Origin of the sequence: Meiothermus sp., assembly GCF_037443965.1 — a bacterium.
Taxonomy (GTDB): domain Bacteria; phylum Deinococcota; class Deinococci; order Deinococcales; family Thermaceae; genus Meiothermus.
This window is the reverse complement of record NZ_JBBINI010000014.1, coordinates 1-19793: the sequence shown is the minus strand read 5'-3', so window position 1 is coordinate 19793 and position 19793 is coordinate 1. Positions and strand designations below refer to the sequence as shown.

Here is a 19793-nt window from a genome sequence, read left to right as displayed (position 1 = left end):
GAGAGAGCCGTGCCTGAAGAAACCCCCATGGAAATGCGCGCCCGCCTCGAGCGAGAAGCCCGGGCCGAACGTGAACGCCTGCGGGCCAGGGAAAAGGCCCGCCTCGAGTCGCTGGTGGTGTTTGGGGTGGTGTTGGTGCTGTTCGTGGGGGTTGCTCTGGCATTTCTCTTCCCCCGCTACGAAGCCATCCAGACCTGTTATGCCCAGGTGAAAACGGAGCTGGGTTCGTCGGTCAATACTCTATTTCCTGGCTTCTGGCACGATCTACGGGCACTCAAGTCTGAGAACGGCATACAAAGCCTCGAGTCTTTTGTAGATACCACTGACAACCGAGGGGCCAGTATCCGGCAGCCCTATCGCTGCACCTTCCGCTACGGTGTACCGACCTCCTTTACCATCACTTTTCAGTGAAAGCCGTACTCGAAGGCCTTGTTGCCCTGCTCGCCGTGCACCTGGGCGTTGAAGGAGACAATCACCCGGTCGCGCTCGCCGTCGTAGGGCATAGCCTTGTGCAGCAACCAGCTTGGAAACACCACCAGCACCCCTTCCTCGGGGGTTACGTCGAAGGTGGACTGCTGGAGGTAGGCGTTGCCCATGTCCATATGAGCCCCACCCAACAGATTGAGGTGCTGGGCGTAAAAGCGGGTGATGCCGTTGAGCGCTCCCAGCACCGGGTGCTGCTGGCGCTTTTGCACGGGGTCTAGCTGCACGTAGTAAACCCCCGACCACGAGCAGTTGCCGTGGTTGTGGATGTCGTGAAAGCCAAAGCGGTTTTGAATCTGGAACCAGGCCCCCACCACCTCCATGCGCAGGTTTTTGACCCCGGCCTGCTGCCAGATGGGCCCGTTAAGGGCGCGGGCAATTTCAAAAACCGAGTCGGAGATAAAGCTAAACAAAGCCTGCAGGGCCGGGTGCTGGTAGCGCACCAGGATGTCATCCGAGCTGCTGTAGACGGTTCCCTGCAAGCCCTGCTCACCCAGTTCGCGGTAGAAGAGGCGGACGAGCTCGGGGTTCACCACTGCAGCATCTTCAAACTTACGAACCAGGATGGGGGTGGGCCAGAGCAACTGCACCGGGGATGTGTTCATAAGGCACCTCGCTCTAATCTAAGGCCGCAGGCTCAGCAGGTACAAAAGCACCACCAGCCCAAGCTGTAGCCCCACCAGCAACCCCAGCCAGCGGCCATGGCCGGCCCATACCGCCATCCAGGCCAGGAGCATCAGGGCAATCAGGGCCCACTGGGCCAGGTTCTGCACCCGGTAGCCGAGCGAGAAGAGGTAGGCCGTAAAGTAGACCAGAAAACCTGTCCAAAAGAGCAGGCCCAGGGTTTGCAGGGCTTTTGTAAGCATAGCGTGATTCTACACGGGGTACACAAGGCCTGCCCGGAGGTTTAGACTCTAGGAGCGGCTGGAGGAAACCTATGACCCAAACCCCATCCAAAAACCAAACCCTCATCGAGCGGCGGCATAAAATTGTCCCCCGCGGTGTCTCGCAGGTACACCCCATCGTGATCGCCCGCGCCGAGGGCGGCAAGATCTGGGACGTGGACGGCAACGAGTACCTGGACTGGTTTGGCGGCATTGGGGTGCTGAACGCAGGGCACAACCACCCCAGGGTGGTGGAGGCGGTGGAAAAGCAGCTGCACCGCTACCTGCACACCTGCTTTCCTGGGGTGGCCTACGAACCCTACATCGAGCTGGCCGAGCGGCTTTCGGCCACCGCGCCCATCTCCGGCGACAAGAAAGCATTCTTTCTGAATACCGGCGTGGAGGCTACCGAGAACGCCATCAAGATCGCCCGCTCCTTCACCAACCGGCCCGGCGTGATCGCCTTCCGCGGCAGTTTCCACGGGCGCACCCTGATGGGCATGACCCTGACCGGCAAGTCCAACCCCTACCGCCAGAACTTCGGCCCCTTTGCCCCCGAGGTCTACCACGCCCCCTACCCCAGCGAGTACCACGGGATAGACACGCGCAAGGCCCTGGACGGGCTGCACGAGGTCTTCGATACCCAGATTCAGCCCGAGCGGGTGGCCGCCATCATCATCGAGCCGCAACTGGGTGAGGGTGGCTTTGTACCGGCCCCCAAGCCCTTCCTCAAGGCCCTGCGAAGCCTCACCCAGAAGCACGGCATCGTCTTCATTGACGACGAAGTACAGACCGGCATTGGCCGTACCGGCAAATTCTGGGCCATCGAGCACGCCGAGGTGGAGCCCGACCTGATCTGCTTCGCCAAGAGCATCGGCGGCGGGCTGCCCATCGGGGGGGTGCTGGGCAAGGCCGAGATTATGGACGCACCTGCGGTGGGCGGGCTGGGCAGCACCTTTGGCGGCAACCCCCTGGCCTGTGCCGCCGCGCTGGCCGTGCTGGAGGTGTTCGAGCAGGAAAACCTGCTGGAAAAAGCCCAGAGGCTGGGCGAGCTATTGCACGAGGGCTTCCGCAAAATTCAGGCCCGCTTCCCCCAAAGCGTGGGGGATGTGCGCGGCCTGGGGCCCATGATCGCCATGGAGCTGGTCAAAGATCCCAGCTCCAAGAGCCCCGACCCGCAGCTCACCAACCGGCTGCTCGAGGTTGCCCGCGAGAAGGGCTTACTGCTGTTCAAGGCAGGAATGCACGCCAACGTGATCCGCTGCTTGGTGCCGCTGGTGGTGAGCGAGGCCGAGGCCCGCAAGGGACTGGAGATTCTGGAGGCCAGCCTCGAGCAAGCCCTGAACGAAGCCAAATAGCCCCGGTGTGCAAGGCCCGCCTCCTGTAGGGGGCGGGTTTTTTCGATGGCCACCCTGGTCAACCCCCGGCCCCCTCTGGTAATCTGTTCGCCAACCATGACCGCCGCCATACGGCCTCCGGCCACAGGGGAGTCCCTCTCCATACAGAACGTGGTCAAAAAATTCGGCGATTTTACCGCGTTGGGCGGGGTGAGCCTCGAGGTGCCTGCGGGCCAGTTCTTCACCCTTTTGGGGCCCTCGGGCTGCGGCAAAACCACCCTGCTGCGGATTATTGCCGGCCTCGAGGTGCCCAGCGAGGGCCGGGTGGTGCTGATGGGCCAAGACCTTACACCCCTCCCTGCCAACCGCCGCCCGGTCAATACGGTGTTTCAGAGCTACGCCCTGTTTCCACACCTTACGGTGCGGGAAAACATCGCCTTTGGCCTCAAAAGCCGCCGCATGAACCAGGCCGAGGTGGAGCGACGGGTGAGGTACGGCCTGGAGATGTTGCAGCTCGAGCGCTTTGCCGAGCGGCTGCCCCACCAGCTTTCGGGCGGCCAGAAGCAACGGGTGGCCCTGGCCCGGGCCCTGGTCAACGAGCCCCAGGTGCTCTTGCTGGACGAGCCCATGAGCGCCCTCGACGCCAAGCTCAGGGCCGAGGTACAGGTACAGCTCCGGCGGCTCCAGCAGCAGTTGGGCCTGACCTTTATCCTGGTCACCCACGACCAGGACGAGGCCATGGCGGTCTCGGATCGCATCGCCCTGATGCGGATGGGCCACCTCGAGCAGGTCGGTACCCCGGACGAGGTCTACGAGCGGCCCCGCACCCGCTACGCCGCCGAGTTTTTGGGTGCGGCCAACCTGATTCGGGGCCAAAGGCTGCCCCTGGGCCTCGACACCCCCTACGGCAAGCTGGCCCTGAGCCAGACCCCCCCCTGGGACGAGGGCTATGTGGCCATTCGGCCCGAGCGGGTGCGCCTATCCGAGGTAGAACCCCGGCAGAACGCCCTCCGGGTGCGGGTGCGCGAGGCGGTCTATCGCGGGGCTTATCAGGAGGTCTGGCTCGAGCCCTGCGAACTCCGGGTGCGCACCACCCCCCACCCCACCCTGCAGGCCGGGCAGGAACTCTGGGCCGAGCTACCTGTAGATTCCTTGGTGGTGCTGGATGAATAGGCGCGTGGTCTGGTTCGGCGAGCTGACCACCCCGGCCCAGCTCTACCGCCGGGGGCTGTGGTTCCTGCTGCCCGCCGCCATCTGGATTCTGGGCCTGCTGGTGATCCCCGGTCTTTCGCTGGTGGCCCTCTCCTTTGCCGAGCGGGGACCGTACGGCGAGGTGGTCTGGAACTTCAGCCTGGAAAACTACCGCCGCCTTTTGGGCTACGGCATCTTCGGCTGGAGCCCCGACACCATCCTGATTCTGCTGCGAAGCCTCTGGGTGGCCTTCGTGACCACCCTCATCTGCATCGTGCTGGCCTATCCCTTGGCCTTCTTCATCGCCAGCCGCCCCCCCCGCACCCGCTACCTCTGGCTGGCCCTGGTGATTATTCCCTTCTGGACCAACCTGGTCATCCGCGCCTACGCCTGGCAGATGCTCCTGGCCCCCGACCTTCCCTTCGCCAAACTGGCCCAGGCCCTGGGCCTGCTGGCCCCCGATTCCGGCCTCTACCCCAGCCCGCTGGCGGTTTATATTGGCATGATTACGGCTTTTCTACCCTTTGTGGTGATGCCGCTCTTCTCCAGCGTGGAGCGGCTGGACTGGAGCCTGGTGGAGGCCGCCCAGGACCTCTACGCCAGCCGCATCCGCACCTTCTTCCAGGCCATCTGGCCCCAGACCCTGCCGGGCCTCACGGTGGGCATCATCCTGACCTTTATCCCGGCCATGGGCATGTTCGTGATTCCCGACCTGCTGGGCGGGGCCAAGTACCTGCTGGTGGGCAACCTGATCCAGCAGCAGTTCTACGCCAGCCGCGACTGGCCCTATGGGGCCGCGATCAGCCTGGGCCTGATGCTCATGACCCTGATCGGGCTGGCTATCTATCGCCGCCGGGGCAAGGATGTGGATTTGGTATGAGGCGAAGGTCGAGAGCCACGGGTCAAGGGTCGAGGGTCAGGCCAGCACTCGACGCTCAGTGGTTTCACGATATGCCTGCACGATGCATAGGCCAGAAGCCGCTCGAGTACGGTGCCGGGGGTGGGCTTGGTTCAAGGTCGCTTCTCCACCCGTCTGTCAACCTTGCCGCAGCACAGCCAAGACCCTCGACTCTGAACACAATCGGAGGCGGCCCGTGCGCCTGAACCCCTGGATCAGCCTCACTGCTCTGGCTACCCTGGCATTCTTGTATCTGCCCATGTTGGCAGTGGCCGTTCTGTCCTTCAACAAAACCCGCTACGGGATGCAGTGGAGCGGCTTCACCTGGGATTGGTATGTGCGGCTCCTGAACAACCCCGATATCCTCGAGGCCGCCCGCAACACCTTGTTCTTGGCGGTGGTCTCCACCCTCATTGCCACCGTATTGGGCACCCTATTGGCCATTGCACTGGAGCGCTATCCCTGGCCTCGCCGCAGCTCGGGTTTTCTGGAGAATATTCTCTATCTTCCGGTGGTTACGCCCGACATCATCCTGGCTGTGGCGCTGGTGGTCGCCTTTGGAGCCTTGCGAACCCTCTCGAGCATTTTCGAGCTGGGCATGACCACCATGGTTCTGGGACACGTCACCTTCCAGGTGGCCTTTGTGGCCCTCACGGTGCGAAGCCGCCTCAAGAGCCTGGGGCACGACCTTGACGAGGCTGCCCGCGACCTCTATGCCAGCTATGGCTACTATGTACGCCGGGTACTGCTGCCCCTGTTGACCCCAGGTATTGTGGCCGGGGCCATGCTGGCCTTCACGCTTTCGCTGGACGACTTCGTGATTAGCTTTTTCACCGCTGGCCCTACCTCCCAAACCCTGCCCTTGCTCATCTACGCCTCGGTGCGGCGGGGGGTCACGCCGGAAATTCACGCCCTCTCGACCCTGATCTTTCTGGCGACCGTTTTGCTGGTACTGACCTCCGAACGTTTGACCCGTCGCTGATGGCTTTTTTTGATCTGCGAGCTTGCTCCACCTGAGGGAACCATCCCACACAGGGCCTGCCAGGACGCGGCCAATCGGTAGTGTTCGCTAATAATTACTTCAACCCACACCGATAGACTGCAGTAAAATGTAGCACAGGTTCTGCGCATGACTGACCCGAAAAGCTATGGAAGAGACCCTCGGATGCGCCCAGGCAAAGTCGCTTACGCGATCCTGGTGCGAAGCACTAGCACAGCCGGAACCTAAGCGGCAAGTGAGTGATGCCATATGCGTCACTCACGCGTAGAGTTGGTATAAGGAGGAACCCCTGATGAAAGGTTTTGTGGCCCTATTGACCCTGCTGGCTTTGTCACTGGCGTTTGCTCAGCCACGCGAAATGCGGCTTTTTATCTGGTCGGAGTACATGGACCCGGCCATCATCAAAGCCTTCGAGCAAAAGTTCAACCTGCGGGTACGCATTGACCTCTACGAATCCAATGAGGACATGCTGGCCAAGCTCCAGGCCGGGGGGGTCTCGCAGTACGACGTCATCGTACCGGGCGACTACATCATCCCCACCCTGATCCAGCTCAAGCTAATCCAGCCCCTTAACAAAAGCAAAATCCCCAACCTGAAAAACCTCGACCCCAAGTTTGCCAACCCGCCCTTCGACCCCGGCAACCGCTACAGCGCGGCCTACCAGTGGGGCATGTCGGGCATCATGTACCGCAAAGACCGCGTCCCCACCCCCACCAGTTGGAGCGTGATTCTGGGGCCCGGGGCCGATAAGCCCTTCGTGCTGATGGACTCCATCCGCGAGATGCTGGGGGCGGCGCTGCGCTTCCAGGGCAAGTCCATCAACACCCGGAACCCCGCCGAGGTGCGGGCCGCCGGCCAGGTGCTTCTGAATGCCAAGAAAAACCCCCGCTTCCTGGGCTTTGAAGGCGGCGTGGGGGCCAAGAACCGCCTGGTCGCCGGCACAGCCACCTACGCGGTGGTCTACAACGGCGATGCCCTCAAGGCCGCTGCCGAGAACCCCAACGTGAACTTTGTGGTACCCAAGGAAGGAGCTGCCCTATTCCTGGACAACATGGCCATTCCGGCCAAAGCCCCCAACCCCGAGGCCGCCCACCAGTTCATCAACTTTATTCTGGACGCCAAAATTGGGGCCCAGCTCTCCAACTTCAACCGCTACGCCACCCCCAACAAGGCCGCGCTGCCTTTCATCAACGCCGAAGACCGCAAGAACCCGGCCATCTATCCCGATACCACGACCATGCAGAAGCTCGAGTTTGTGCTCGATCTGGGCAAAGACACCCGCCTCTACGACGAGGTCTGGACGGCCGTCAAGAGCCGGTAAAACCTGCTGACCCCTCCTTGCAGTGTCCTTGATCTGAGGTGCTCGCACACTAGAGATTCACCACTTCGATGTCAAATCCGTGGGGCGAGGCCGGGTTTTCCGTAATCCGCAGCTCTTTTTTCGGGAACTGGCCGACATAATAGATAAACTGTACCCTTAAGGGCGATTTATCCGGCAAACACCTCCAGGTAAGGTCTACCTCCGCTGAGTTGCGCACAGGGCCATCAAAACCAAGACCATAGTAGGTTGGCCTGGGCTCAGGGTTCGGGTCTGGAATGCGCACAGGCTGGCCTGGTGTCAGAAGTACCGAGTCTGTTCTACCCTCTGTACTGTACATGTAGCGAATACCCGTTATTTTTTGGTTGTTGGTCGTCAGCTCAACCCCCGAACATACCCCTTTTGATGTGTATTCTGCTTCGGTGCTAGGTACAGTGTAACAACACACGCATCCTGCTAAGGCAACGGCCAGGAGGGGAAACAGCCAGTAAAACTTCATCGCAACCACCTACCTCCTGTACATTCCATATGCCCCGCTATAGTAACTGCCCATGTCGGTAACGTTGACAAAACTACCTTGCAACATATCTTGCCTCCTGTAGTCTGCTTCTCTCCTGATCCACAGAAACACATTCGCCGAGAACCAGCCCTCGTGCACAATGTAGGCCTGGGACATAGCAAAGTGGCCCAAAGTGCCCAGCCCATACATCGCAATCACCGGTTCATTGTCCCGACCAATTTTTCCACACACAATGCCGCGTTCCCGCCAAGTGTGTTGACTGAAGTCTATCAATGTGCAGCGCTGCGGTAATCCATATCTTGCGGGCATATTGCCACCTGGAGTGAGGAGGGTGCGGAATATCGGGCCAAGGCTTGGGGGTATCTGTTGCCGCACTCACCAAGCGTTTCGGCTCTCTTGAACAATCCTAAGCCCAGAAGCCAGGCTGGCATCCTCTGTGATTACCAATCCCTCACGAGACCAGCGGTAGGTAAACCGAACCCGTTCGGGCTGCTTATCCGGCAAACACCGCCAGCTGAGATCGACCTCAAACTCAGAACCGGTCCTCATTAATTCCCTCGATATCACATATAAGGTCAACTCAGGTGAGGGGTTGGGATCGGGGATACGAACAGCCTGTCCTGATGGAAGATTGGTGTTATGAGGTTCAGGTCGCCGCATGTAATGAATGCTCCATTGGCCATCAGCATTGTTATTGGTTAGTTCCACCCCCTGGCACACCCCCGCTGCTCTGTATTCAATTGGGATGGCAGGCGCATTATGGAAGGAAAAAACAGGACATGCTGTCAATAGCAAAGCAAGCACAGTTAGAAGCCACTTGTACATTGAGGTTACCTCCGGTACATGCCGTACGCACCACTGTAGTAAGCGGCCATATCGGTCACGTTAACAAAACTTCCTGCCCGAGCATCTTTCTTCCAATCTTCTTGAATATTGGTAATCCATAGCAACACATTTGCAGAGAACCAGCCCTCATGCACAATGTAAGCCTGGGACATGGCATAGTGACCCTCGAGGCCCCCACCTCCTCCGGTGGGATACAGCGCAATCACCGGTTCATTGTCCCGACCAATCTTGCCACGCGCTATATCGCGCACGCGCCAGGTATGTTGACTGAAGTCTATCCAGGCGATGGGAAGCCCAACGATGGTCAGGGTAGCTCCGGCATATACAAAGTTAACAAAAGCTTTGTGGCTGCCGCGCATCTCCCAGTTTTTGCCCTCTATGCTGGCATTATCTCGAATCCAGTTGTTGGCACCGGGAATTATGTTGGTATCGCGGGTCATGCCACCTCCCATGAAGAACCAGGTATCGGTGTAGCGGGCTATGCGTGGTTGATACGCATTTCCACCTAGGTGAACCGGTTCAAACATCTGGTGGGCAACATCCCGTGCTGAACTGGGGGGCGTAGCGTTCGCATTTACGAAATTCACGTTCGCACCACTGCCAAATGCACTCCGCTGAGTGGCATACCATGCAAAAACGCGCACGATGGACATAGGCCCACAACCAACATACTCCAGCGGTGGCAACCCAGAAAGGCCAAAATCCCAAGCACCCCAGTAACCGCCATCTGGAACGGTGCGGAAATTAGGTATATATTGCCAGTTGCCCAAGTCCGCGTTACGAATGTCGCTTGTAATCCGGCACTTGTTGGCTGTGGTGCAGTCTTCGGGGTTATCCGGGTTGTAGAGGTTGTTATTCGCCAGGTCACCATTGTAGCGGTTCTTGCGCACCACACTGGCATAACCCATACCCGCACAGAACCAGCCCATGCACCAGGCCCGTTCGTTGGTGTAGTTGGCGCTAACCCCCCTGGCGGCTTTCTGGGCTTCCAGTGCGTTTAGCAGTTTGGGCACGTCGAGGTGGCCGTTGGGCAGGGTAACCTCGTCCAGGGTGGGGAGCCCCCCGCTTTGGGCCAGTCCCTTCTGGCTGGCTTCAGCGCGAAGTCTGTCCCAGTCTTCCTTAATTTTGTCCAGAATCCCATCCTTCTGCCGCTGCTCGAACAGCACCCGCTGGGCTTGGCGCCACACCTGCATCTGCTCGGCGCTCACTTCTGTAGCGGTATTCACATCCCAAACCCGTCCTGTGTTGTCTTCCAGGTACAGCACCCCTGCCGCTGGACTCAAGAAGCGCTTGAACGATCCTGCCCTGGCTCGTGTTTCGGTCAGGCTCTTGAAGCTGGCGGCAGGCAGGATGAACGAAAAGAAGCTACGTTTATCTGTTGCACCAATCGCGTACAGCGCGTAGTTTTTGTCTTTGGGGTTGGCGATGGTGCTCCAAAAATCGGCGGTTTCTGGACCCACCAACAACAGGTGATGCAAAGGTTTGAGGGAGAGGTCATAAACGGTTTCGCGGGCAAATTTGTAGCCCTTCGCTTCCTGCAGGCTCACACCACCCGCAGAAACCTTCATCCCCAGGGTCAGGGCTTGGGCCAGGGCCAGCGGCACCGGTTCACCATCCCATGGCTGTGCATCATATGCAGTTTTGACCTGCTGCGTCCCGCACGCCGCCAGCAACAGGACTAGACCAACGACCAACGACCAACGACCAACGACCAACGACCAACGACAGAAACACGCATGGCTGAATACACCTCCATAGTTCAGGCTACATTTCGAGATAGCCTGATTCAGTATGGCAGGGTTGGAGGTTATAGTCAAGTTGGGTGGGCACCGTATATACTTGGTACATTTTTGTGAAAAGCCCTCTGCACGCACCCGATACAATCTGGGCTAATGGGGCCTGAAAAGGTTAGCCAAAGCCTACTACCGCTGCTCGGCAACTCCTTTTGTGCCGTTCCCAGCCTACAGGTAGCGGTGGTTCGGAGCGGGGAAGTCGTCTATGCCCAGTCGTTTGGGTATCGCCACATTGACCCCGACCCCAGCCAAAGTCTGCCCGTGAACCATCAGACCCGCTTCCGGGTGGCCTCGATCTCCAAGCTGGTAGTGGCGCTGGGGGCCATGCGGCTGGTGGAGCAGGGAAAGCTCGACCTCGAGGCCGATGTCAGCCAGTACCTGGGCTTTCCCCTGCGCAACCCGGCGTTTCCACAGGCGACCATCCGGGTTCGGCACCTGCTCTCGCATACCTCCTCGTTGCGCGACGGCTCGCGCTACTCCATTCCCAGCCCTTACACCTTGCAGGACTTTTTTCATCCAGAGGGGCGTTTTTTTGAGGGGGGCGCTCACTTCGACCCGGCCCACCCGCCCGGCGGCTACGCCTGCTATGCCAACCTTAATACCGGCGTGCTGGGCACCCTGCTGGAGTGCGCGTCGGGCCAACGCTTCGACCTGTTCATGGAGAACGAGGTGCTGCGCCCCCTGGGCCTGGGGGGTGGCTTCAACCCTAGCCGCCTTTCCCCGGAAGCCCTGGGCAACTTAGCGGTGCTCTACCGCAAGCAAACCGGCGGGGTATGGAACCCGGCTGGCCCCTGGGTGGCGCAGGTGGACGACCACCGCGGGGTGGTTCCTGCGGGCCCCGTCACACCAAACCCTGACCGGCCCGACAATGGCTTTATTACCGTTGATCTAAATACCTACCGGCCTGGAACCAATTCTACCTTCTTCTCGCCGCAAGGGGGCTTGCGGGCCTCGGCCCTCGAGCTGGCCCGGATAGCCCAGCTTTTTTTGCACCAAGGCCGGGTGGGGCCGACCCCGTTCTTGAAGGCGGCAACTTTGCAAAAGATGATGGAAGCCCAATGGATCTTCGAAGGCTCCAACGGCGATTCGATGAACGGCCAGGCCCTAAGCTGGGGGCTGGGGGTCTGGCGTTTTACCAACCAGCCGGGCCAGGACTGCCCGGTGCAGGGCCACCCCCGGCCCTGGTTCGGCCACTTAGGCGATGCCTATGGCCTTCTGAGCGGCCTGCTGTTCGACCTCGAGGCCGCTCACGCGCTGGTGTACATCCTGGGGGGCCAGGGCTGTGACCCCGCCCAGCATAGGGGCCTCTACTCGGCCTACACCCGCTGGGAAGAGCAGGTTTTAAGCGCGCTGTACGGTCTGCTAAGCTAAAGGCAAATGGATGTGCAAAAGGCGTGCATCCCGCCCCCACTGGCCTGGTAAGCCCTGGTCTGCCTGCTTCGACCCTTTGACCAGCCCTGTTTCGACCCCTTCGAGCATTGCCGGGGGTCGGCCCAGCGACTAGCAACTATTAGAGGAATCTATGGCCTATATCCAGCTCAAAACCCCCATCCCTGGCCCCAGAAGCCAGGAACTCCAGGCCCGCCGGGCCGCCGCCGTCTCGAGCGCGCTGGCCCAGGCCAACCCCATCGCGGTTAAGAAAGCCCACGGCGCGCTGGTGGAAGACGTGGACGGCAACACCCTCATCGACCTGGCCGGCGGCATTGGGGCACTGGCCGTAGGGCACACCCCCCAAAGCGTGGTGGAGGCCCTCAAAGCCCAGGCAAACGAGCTCTTGCACATGTGCAGCATCGTGGCCAACTACGAGCCTTATGTGGCGGTCTGTGAGGCCCTGAACCGCATCACCCCTGGCGACTTCCCCAAAAAGACCCTTCTGGCCAACGGCGGGGCCGAGGCGGTGGAAAACGCCGTGAAGTTTGCCCGCCGCTACACCGGACGCCCTGGGATTATCGTCTTCGAGGGGGCCTACCACGGGCGCACCAACCTGACCATGGCCATGACCAGCAAATGGGGCCTGTTCAAGAAGGGCTTTGGCCCCTTTGCCCCCGAGGTCTACCGGCTGCCGGTGCCCAACCTCTACCGCACCCCGCCGGGCATGACCCCCGAGGCGTACGTAGACTGGGCCTGCTGGAACCTGGAAAACGCCCTTACCGCGCACATTGACCCCTCGGCCCTGGCGGCCATCGTGATAGAGCCGGTGATCGGCGAGGGAGGCTTTATCCCGGTGCCGCACAAGTTTTTGCGCAAGATTCGAGAGGTCTGCGACCAGACCGGGGCGGTGATGATCGCCGACGAGATTCAGTCGGGCTCGGGCCGCACCGGAAGGCTCTGGGCCATCGAGCACAGCGGGGTGGTGCCCGACCTGCTCATCAGCGCCAAGAGTCTGGGGGCCGGCCTGCCCATCAGCGCCGTCACTGGCCGGGCTGAGATTCTGGACAGCCCCCATCTGGGCGGGGTAGGCAGCACCTACGGCGGCAACCCGCTGGCCTGCGCGGCGGCCCTCGAGGCCCTGCGAATCCTGACATCGCCGGGCTTCCTCGAGCAGGCCCAACACATCGAGCGGATCATCCGCGAGAGCTTCGCACCCCTGCAAAAAGAAATCCCGGTGCTGGGCGACGTGCGCGGGCTGGGGGCCATGATGGCGCTCGAGTTCGTCAAAGACCCCACAACCAAAGAACCCTGGCAGGAGTTCGCCATGCAAACCATCCAACTGGCCTCCCGCCGCGGGGTGATTCTGATCCGGGCCGGGCTCTACACCAACTGCATCCGCTTCCTGCCCGCCCTCGACATCCCCGAGGCCATGCTGCGCGAGGCCCTGGGGGTGGTGGCCGGGGCCATCCGCGAGACCTACCAGACCCTGGCGGTGGGGGCCTGAGCCCAGCATGAACTGGCCCCTGGCCATCCGGCAGGCCCACGCCCGCCTGCGGCCCTACCTGCGCGAGACGCCGCTGGAGCTTTCGCCGGCCCTCTCGCACATCACTGGGGCCGAGGTGCACTTGAAGCTGGAAAACCTTCAGCCCACCGGAAGCTTCAAGGTGCGGGGGGCCCTGAACAAGCTGCTCTCGCTATCCCCCCAGCAATTGCAACAAGGCGTGGTAGCGGCCAGCAGCGGCAACCACGGGGCGGGGGTGGCCTTTGGTCTGGCCAAGCTGGGCGCGCGGGGCCTGGTCTTTGTGCCGGAGGGGGCCAGCCCCACCAAGCTCGAGGCCATTCGGCACTATGGCGCAGAGGTGCGGATTTTCGGTAACAGCGGCGACGACACCGAGGTATATGCTCGGGCCTACGCGGCCCAACACGGCCTGACCTACATCTCGCCCTACAACGACCCCGAGGTGATCGCCGGGCAGGGCAGCATCGGGCTGGAAATCGCCCAGCAGCTACCCCAGCCCCCCCAGGCCGTTTTCGTGACGGTGGGGGGCGGGGGGATGATCTCCGGCATCGCCGCGTACCTTAAGTCGCTCAGCCCAGCAACCCAGATAATCGGCTGCCAGCCGGCAAACGACGCGGCCATGTGGGCCTCGGTGCAGGCAGGGCGCATCGTGTTCATCCAGGCCCAGCCCACCCTCTCGGACGGCAGCGCGGGGGGCCTCGAGGCCAACACCATCACCTTCGAGCTGTGCCGAACCCTGGTGGACGACTGGGTTACGGTAAGCGAGGAAGAAATCAAGGCCGCCATGCGGCTTTTTATCGAGACCCAGCACCAGCTTCTGGAAGGGGCCGCCGGGGTGGCCCTGGCCGCTTTGCTCAAAAGGGCCGCGCGCTACCGGGGGCAGCGGGTGGTGGTGGTGATCTGCGGGGCCAACATCGGGCTATCGGCCCTGCAAACGGTGCTGTGTTAGTTGCGCGGGCACACACCCAAACGGTATCTTGACGAAAAAAAGGAGCCAACCATGCGAACGATTCTTGCCCTTGTGGTAGCCATGTCCCTGGCCTGGGCCCAGAACCAGACCCTCCAGCTTTACACCTGGACCGACTACATTGACCCCAGCATCGTCAGGGACTTCGAACAGGCCACCGGCATCAAGGTGCGCATCACCTACTACGAATCCAACGAGGAGATGCAGGCCAAACTCCAGGCCGGGGGCGTGAGCCAGTTCGATCTGGTGGTGCCCTCGGATTTTATTGTGCCGGTGCTGATTAACCTAAAGCTGCTGCAACCCCTAGACAAGAGCAAAATCCCCAACCTGAAAAACCTCGACCCCAAGTTTGCCAATCCGCCCTACGACCCCGGAAACCGCTACACCGTGGGCTATTTGTGGGGCACGGTGGGCCTGATGTACCGCACCGATATCTTCAAAACCCCGCCTGCCTCCTGGAGCGTGCTCTTCGATCCCAAGCAGCAGAAAGGGCCCTTTACCCTGATGGACTCCCCGCGCGAGATGCTGGGCATTGGCCAGCGCTACCTGGGCCTCTCGGTCAACAACACCGACCCCGCCCAGATTCGCCGGGTGATAAACACCCTTCTAACAGCCAAACAAAGCCGCAACTTCAAGGGCTTCCAGGGTGGGGTCTCGGCCACCAAGCTGCTCCTGGCCAACCAGATTGTGGCGGCGGTGGTCTACAACCAGGACGCCCTGCGCACCGCCGAGGGCAACCCCCGCTACGGCTTCACCATCCCCCGCGAGGGCAGCACCCTGTTTATTGACAGCATGGCCATCCCGGCCAAGGCCCCCAACCCCGAGGCCGCGCACAGGTTTATCAACTTTATTCTGGACGCCAAGATTGGGGCCCGCCTGGCCGAGTACCAGCAGTCGGCCACCCCCAATGCCGCGGCCAAGAAGCTCTTGGAGCCCGAGATGCTCAAGAACCCCGCCATCTGGCCCACCGAGGCGCAGATGAGGGTGCTCGAGTTCATCCTCGATCAGGGCAGCAACAACCGCGTGCTGGACGAAGCCTGGACACGGGTCAAAAGCCGCTAGCCCAAAAATATGATTGAACTCCTCCAAAGCCCCGATAAGCGCTTTGCCGTGGTGCAGTCCGAGCCCTGGATGGCCGAGGCCCTCGAGGCCATCCAGCAGGCATCTTTCCCGTCACTGGCCAAAGACCAACTCATTACTGCCGAGCATTACCGAGCCCATATGCAGGTCTTCCCCGAAGGCCAGCACGCCGTGATCGAACGCTCGAGCGGCAAGGTGGCGGCCTGCTCCACCGACCTCTGCACCCAGGTAGACTTTAGCCACTTCCAGCACCGCTACCTCGAGGCCGTGGGCGGCAACTGGCTCACCACCCACAACCCCACCGGCGACTGGCTTTACGGCGCCGACATCGGCGTCCACCCCGAGTACCGCGGCCTGGGCCTCTCCACCCTGCTCTACACCGCCCGGCAAAACCTGGTGCGCCGCCTGGGCCTCGAGGGCCACGTGGCCGGGGCCATGCCCAAGGGCTACGCCCCCTACCAGCGCGACCTGGCCATCGAGCAGTACGTGCAAAAAGTGGTGCGCGGCGAGATGTTCGACCCGGTGCTCTCGGTACAGCTCAAGCGGGGCTACTGTGTGTGGGGCATTATGCCGGATTACCTCGACGACCCCAGTTGTGGCAACTACGGGGTGTTTATCGTGTGGCGGAATCCGGAGCGGTTGCTATGATAAGGCAAAGATGAAATGAATTCATGGCACACAAACTCCCTAACTTCCAATCTGGTTCGCCTCATCAAACTCGGTTCGTTCACAATTGATATTCGGTTAAACACAGTTTGGTTCATCTTTTAGGAAGCGAACATGCTATCAAAAGAACAAACCCTGGCCTTGCTCAAGCAAAACCGTGCCCATCTCTCCGACGTTTATGGGGTACAACGGATTGGTGTGTTTGGGTCTTTTGCCAGAGGACAACCCACGGACGAAAGTGATGTGGATTTGGTCGTGGAGTTTGAGCGACCCATTGGCTTTAGGTTCGTTGAGCTGGCCGAGTATCTCGAGGGATTATTAGGTCGCCAGGTGGATATACTCACGCCGGCAGGCATACAGGGGATTAGGGTAGCCCCCATCGCCAAGGACATTGCTGGGAGCATCGAGTATGTCTGAGTGAGCGGATCGTGAATTACTGAGCGACATTCAAGAGGCCGCTCGCAGAATGATGTCTTATACCGCGGGGATGACCTACGAAGCATTCTTGGCCGATGATACGCATTTCGGTAGTGTCGTTCACTTTGACAAGCCTAAACGATACTACCGAAATGCTTTTCTACTCCCTTCGGTCGGCTTGAATCCTTCACCTCTGACTGCGTCCAACGGTGAAGGATTCAAGCGGAAACGGTATGAGAAGACCCAGGATGCAGTTATACGCAATCTTGAGGTTGTTGGCGAAGCAACCAAGAAGCTATCCGCTACGCTGAGGGCAAAATATCCCGTATTCCCTGGAAGAGCATGGCCGGTGTTCGAGACCGATTGATTCACCATTATTTTGGGGTGAACCTAGACATCGTATGGGCGATAGTTACCGTCGAACTGCCCAAGGTTGCTTTGCGATTGGAGAAAATCCTGGAACAAGAGGGTAACTAGCCAACACATGCAACATACCACTGTTTCACGACTGCGGCTGATCCGTATAGATAAACTCGAGCCCCCAAAGCCATACAATAACCCCATGCCCCAGCACCTCCTGTTTGGCGGTAACATCCTCTCCCCTACCCTTGAAGGGTCAGGCTACGTTCTAAAGCCCCTCGAGGCCCTCCTTGTCCGCGATGACAAGATCGCCGCAGTGGGCCGGCTAGCGGAGGTGGAAAACCTGGCCAATCCCGACACCAAGCGGATTAATCTGGAAGGCCGCACCCTGCTGCCGGGCTTCAACGACGCGCATGTCCACATCTGGAAGGTGGGGCAGCTCCGCACCACCCTGCTCGACCTGCGGGGGGTGCCCAGTCTGGAAGAGCTCTACCGCCTTGTGGAGGCGCGGGCCAAGATGCTAAAGCCCGGTGAGTGGCTGTGGGGGCGCGGCTGGAACGAGGCCCTGCTGGCCGAGAGGGCCATGCCCGATAAGGCCGCGCTGGATCGGCTGGCCCCGCACAACCCGGTGCTGCTCACCCGCACCTGCGCCCACATCCACGCGGTGAATTCCCAGGCCCTACAGCGCGCTGGTATCACCCCCCAAACCCACGTGCCCGGCGGCGAAATCGAATTTGAGCGGGGCCTGCTCTACGAGACCGCCTACGGCCTGGTGTTCAAGGCCATGGGCGAGCCCAGCCAGGCCCAGTACGAGCAGTGGATCAAGGCGGGCCTGGAATACCTGCAGAGCCTGGGCATCACCAGCGCCACCGACCCCGCCGTAGACCCCCCGCTCTACGCGGCCTACCGGGCCCTGGAGGCCCGCGGCGAGCTGCCCATCCGGGTTAATCTGCTCTACATCCGCCGCCCAGACGGGGGCAGCGAGACCTTCCCGCTGCCCGAGAAGCACCGTTCGGACTGGCTGCGCTGCGACTCGGTCAAGTTTTTTGCCGATGGGGGCCTCTCGGGGGCCACGGCGGCCATCTCGCAGCCCTATAAAACCCTCGAGCCCCCCCAGTACGGCATCCTGCGCTTTGCGGAAGAAGAGCTGCTCGAGCTGGCCCTGGAAGCCCACCGCGCGGGTTTTCGCATCGGCACCCATGCCATTGGCGACCGGGCGCTGGATCAGGTTTTGCGGGTCTACGAGCGGCTGTACCAGGAAGCGCCCGGCCCGCGCCACCGCATCGAGCACTTCGGGCTGGCCGGCCCCGAGCACCTGCACAAGGCCCGTCAGCTGGGGATTATTGCCGTACCCCAGCCCATCTTCCTGCGCGAGCTGCGGGCCAACTACCTGCGCTACGTGCCCGAGGCCTGGCTGGCGCGCTGCTTCAACCTGCGGGCCATGTTCGAGGCAGGCCTCACGGTGGCCTTCAGTTCGGATGGGCCGGTGGTACAGCAGGTGGAGCCGCTCAAGGGCCTGCAAGCCGCCCTGCGGGAGCCTCTGGTGGAGGGTAACGAGGTGACCCTCGAGCAAGCCCTCTGGGCCTACACCGTGGGCGGGGCCGTAGCCCAGGGCGACGGGGCCCACCGGGGGCGTCTGGAGGTGGGCCAGTGGGCCGATCTGGTGGTGCTCGAGGGCAACCTGCGCGACCCCTATAGCCTGCGCATCTACCAGACGGTGGTGGGCGGAGAGGTGAGTCCATGACCATCCGCCCATTGCACCCCGCCGACCTACCCGCCTACTTCGCCCTCCGTACGGCCCTGTGGCCCGACAGCGCAGCCGACTTCGAGCTCGAGGTAAGCAAAATCCTGAACCACCCTCACCTCACCAGCTTTGTGGCCGAGCAAAACGGGCAGCTTATCGGTTTTGTGGAGGTTTCGCTCCGAGACTATGCCGAGGGCTGCGAGAGCAGCCCGGTGGGCTACCTGGAAGGCTGGTATGTTGCGCCAAAGCACCGTAAAACCGGCATCGGGCGCCGGCTGGTGCAGGCTGCCGAGGACTGGGCCCGGGCAAAAGGCTGTAGCGAGATGGCCTCCGACAGCGAGCTATCCAACACCCAGAGCCACCAGGCCCACGCGCGTCTGGGCTACCAGGAAGTAGAGCGCATCGTCTGTTTTCGCAAATCTCTATGAAGGAGAGGTGCCATGCGCCATACCGCAACCATAGACCGCAGCAAAGTTCGGGCCCTGATGCAAGCCGAGCAGCAGCACTTTGCCGAGCAGCACCCGCGTTCGCAGGCACACTACCAGCGCGCCAAAAACTCCCTCCTCGCGGGCGTGCCTATGCACTGGATGACCCGCTGGCCGGGGGGCTTCCCCATCTTTGTGGCTGAGGCCAGGGGTGCTACTTTCCGCGATGTGGACGGGCACGAATACATTGACCTCTGCCTGGGCGACACCGGGGCCATGACCGGCCACGCCCCTGCCGCCGCGCTACCGGCCATTGCCGAACAGCTCCACAAGGGCATCACCACCATGCTGCCCAGCGAAAACGCCCTCTGGGTGGCCGAGGAGTTGCAGCGCCGCTTTGGCCTGAAGTACTGGCAGTTTGCCCTCTCGGCCACCGACGCCAACCGCTTTGCCCTCCGGCTGGCGCGGGCCATCACCGCCCGGCCCAGGGTGCTGGTCTTCCACGGCTGCTACCACGGCACCGTGGACGAGGCTTATGCCTGGCTGGTAGAGGGCAAGCCCGCTAGCCGTCCCGGCAACATCGGGCCGCAGGTAGACCCCACCCTCACCAGCAAGGTGGTGGAATGGAACGACCCGGAGGCCCTGGAAGAGGCCCTGCGCCCCGGCGACGTGGCGGCGGTGCTGGCCGAGCCGGTGATGACCAACGTGGGCATCGTGCAGCCCGCCCCCGGCTTTCATCAGGCCCTGCGCGAGCTCACCCGCCGCTACGGTACGCTTTTGATCCTGGACGAGACCCACACCCTCTCGGCGGGGCCGGGCGGCTATACCCGCGCGCACGGCCTCGAGCCCGACATGCTTACGGTGGGCAAGCCCCTGGGCAGCGGCATTCCCAGCGCCGCCTACGGATTTAGCGAGGAAGTGGGCCGGCGGGCCCAGGCGGTCATCCAGCCCCCCTATGCCGATACTGGCGGAAT

The 19793-nt window shown here is 61.5% G+C and carries 20 protein-coding genes; 16 read left to right on the top strand and 4 right to left on the bottom strand.

Annotation, left to right across the window (positions count from 1 at the left end; translation table 11 throughout):
• Nucleotides 1-9: 9 nt before the first annotated feature.
• Nucleotides 10-411 carry a hypothetical protein gene (locus tag WKI89_RS09020; RefSeq protein WP_337868928.1) on the top strand — a complete coding sequence of 134 codons (402 nt, stop codon included), beginning with the start codon at nt 10-12 and terminating at the stop codon, nt 409-411.
• On the opposite strand, the gene WKI89_RS09015 is transcribed toward WKI89_RS09020, so the two are convergent.
• Together WKI89_RS09015 and WKI89_RS09010 are read right to left on the bottom strand one after the other, a co-directional pair.
• The gene (locus WKI89_RS09015; protein ID WP_337868927.1) at nt 405-1088 is read right to left on the bottom strand and encodes a TIGR02466 family protein; all 684 of its coding nucleotides are present in this window, start codon (nt 1086-1088) and stop codon (nt 405-407) included. The genes WKI89_RS09020 and WKI89_RS09015 overlap by 7 nt on opposite strands.
• Nucleotides 1089-1106: 18 nt before the next feature.
• Nucleotides 1107-1349, bottom strand: coding sequence for a hypothetical protein (locus WKI89_RS09010; RefSeq protein WP_337868925.1), 243 nt, complete (start codon nt 1347-1349; stop codon nt 1107-1109).
• Between the two features lie 71 nt (nt 1350-1420).
• On the opposite strand from WKI89_RS09010, the gene gabT reads away from it, so the two are divergent.
• From gabT to WKI89_RS08985, 5 genes are all read left to right on the top strand, one after another.
• Nucleotides 1421-2725 carry a 4-aminobutyrate--2-oxoglutarate transaminase gene (gabT, locus tag WKI89_RS09005; protein WP_337868923.1) on the top strand — a complete coding sequence of 435 codons (1305 nt, stop codon included), beginning with the start codon at nt 1421-1423 and terminating at the stop codon, nt 2723-2725.
• Between the two features lie 96 nt (nt 2726-2821).
• Complete coding sequence (locus WKI89_RS09000) at nt 2822-3877, top strand: ABC transporter ATP-binding protein (RefSeq protein WP_337869054.1); 1056 nt, start codon at nt 2822-2824, stop codon at nt 3875-3877.
• Nucleotides 3870-4775, top strand: a complete 906-nt coding sequence (locus WKI89_RS08995) for an ABC transporter permease (protein ID WP_337868922.1) — start codon at nt 3870-3872, stop codon at nt 4773-4775. The genes WKI89_RS09000 and WKI89_RS08995 overlap by 8 nt, the downstream gene beginning before the upstream one ends.
• Before the next feature lie 214 nt (nt 4776-4989).
• The gene (locus WKI89_RS08990; RefSeq protein ID WP_337868921.1) at nt 4990-5775 is read left to right on the top strand and encodes an ABC transporter permease; all 786 of its coding nucleotides are present in this window, start codon (nt 4990-4992) and stop codon (nt 5773-5775) included.
• 310 nt (nt 5776-6085) lie between these two features.
• Nucleotides 6086-7114 carry a spermidine/putrescine ABC transporter substrate-binding protein gene (locus WKI89_RS08985; RefSeq protein WP_337868919.1) on the top strand — a complete coding sequence of 343 codons (1029 nt, stop codon included), beginning with the start codon at nt 6086-6088 and terminating at the stop codon, nt 7112-7114.
• A gap of 49 nt (nt 7115-7163) precedes the next feature.
• Here the strand turns inward: WKI89_RS08985 and WKI89_RS08980 are convergent, their stop codons facing one another.
• Both WKI89_RS08980 and WKI89_RS08975 read right to left on the bottom strand, forming a co-directional pair.
• Entirely contained in the window at nt 7164-7610 is a 447-nt protein-coding gene (locus tag WKI89_RS08980) for a hypothetical protein (RefSeq protein ID WP_337868917.1), read from the bottom strand.
• Between the two features lie 851 nt (nt 7611-8461).
• Entirely contained in the window at nt 8462-10081 is a 1620-nt protein-coding gene (locus WKI89_RS08975) for a hypothetical protein (protein ID WP_337868915.1), read from the bottom strand.
• A gap of 288 nt (nt 10082-10369) precedes the next feature.
• Here WKI89_RS08975 and WKI89_RS08970 point away from each other — a divergent pair, with 288 nt between their 5' ends.
• From WKI89_RS08970 to WKI89_RS08925, 10 genes are all read left to right on the top strand, one after another.
• Nucleotides 10370-11641, top strand: a complete 1272-nt coding sequence (locus WKI89_RS08970) for a serine hydrolase domain-containing protein (protein WP_337868911.1) — start codon at nt 10370-10372, stop codon at nt 11639-11641.
• Between the two features lie 151 nt (nt 11642-11792).
• Nucleotides 11793-13145: an aminotransferase class III-fold pyridoxal phosphate-dependent enzyme gene (locus tag WKI89_RS08965; protein ID WP_337868910.1), complete on the top strand. Its 1353-nt coding sequence runs from the start codon at nt 11793-11795 to the stop codon at nt 13143-13145.
• A 7-nt stretch (nt 13146-13152) separates the two neighbouring features.
• The gene (locus WKI89_RS08960) at nt 13153-14109 is read left to right on the top strand and encodes a threonine/serine dehydratase (protein WP_337868909.1); all 957 of its coding nucleotides are present in this window, start codon (nt 13153-13155) and stop codon (nt 14107-14109) included.
• A gap of 51 nt (nt 14110-14160) precedes the next feature.
• Entirely contained in the window at nt 14161-15189 is a 1029-nt protein-coding gene (locus WKI89_RS08955) for a spermidine/putrescine ABC transporter substrate-binding protein (protein WP_337868907.1), read from the top strand.
• A 9-nt stretch (nt 15190-15198) separates the two neighbouring features.
• The gene (locus WKI89_RS08950) at nt 15199-15855 is read left to right on the top strand and encodes a GNAT family N-acetyltransferase (RefSeq protein WP_337868905.1); all 657 of its coding nucleotides are present in this window, start codon (nt 15199-15201) and stop codon (nt 15853-15855) included.
• A 132-nt stretch (nt 15856-15987) separates the two neighbouring features.
• On the top strand, nt 15988-16290 hold the full coding sequence (locus WKI89_RS08945; protein WP_337868904.1) for a nucleotidyltransferase family protein: 303 nt from the start codon (nt 15988-15990) through the stop codon (nt 16288-16290).
• Nucleotides 16291-16360: 70 nt separating this feature from the next.
• Nucleotides 16361-16657: a hypothetical protein gene (locus tag WKI89_RS08940; protein ID WP_337868902.1), complete on the top strand. Its 297-nt coding sequence runs from the start codon at nt 16361-16363 to the stop codon at nt 16655-16657.
• Between the two features lie 195 nt (nt 16658-16852).
• A complete protein-coding gene (locus tag WKI89_RS08935) occupies nt 16853-18394 on the top strand; it encodes an amidohydrolase (RefSeq protein WP_337868900.1) in 1542 nt (513 codons plus the stop codon).
• Nucleotides 18391-18822 (top strand): aminoglycoside 6'-N-acetyltransferase, encoded by a 432-nt coding sequence (gene aac(6'), locus WKI89_RS08930; RefSeq protein WP_337868898.1) that lies wholly within the window; start codon nt 18391-18393, stop codon nt 18820-18822. The genes WKI89_RS08935 and aac(6') overlap by 4 nt, the downstream gene beginning before the upstream one ends.
• Nucleotides 18823-18834: 12 nt before the next feature.
• On the top strand, nt 18835-19793 hold a 959-nt coding region (locus WKI89_RS08925; protein WP_337868896.1), incomplete at its 3' end, for a transaminase.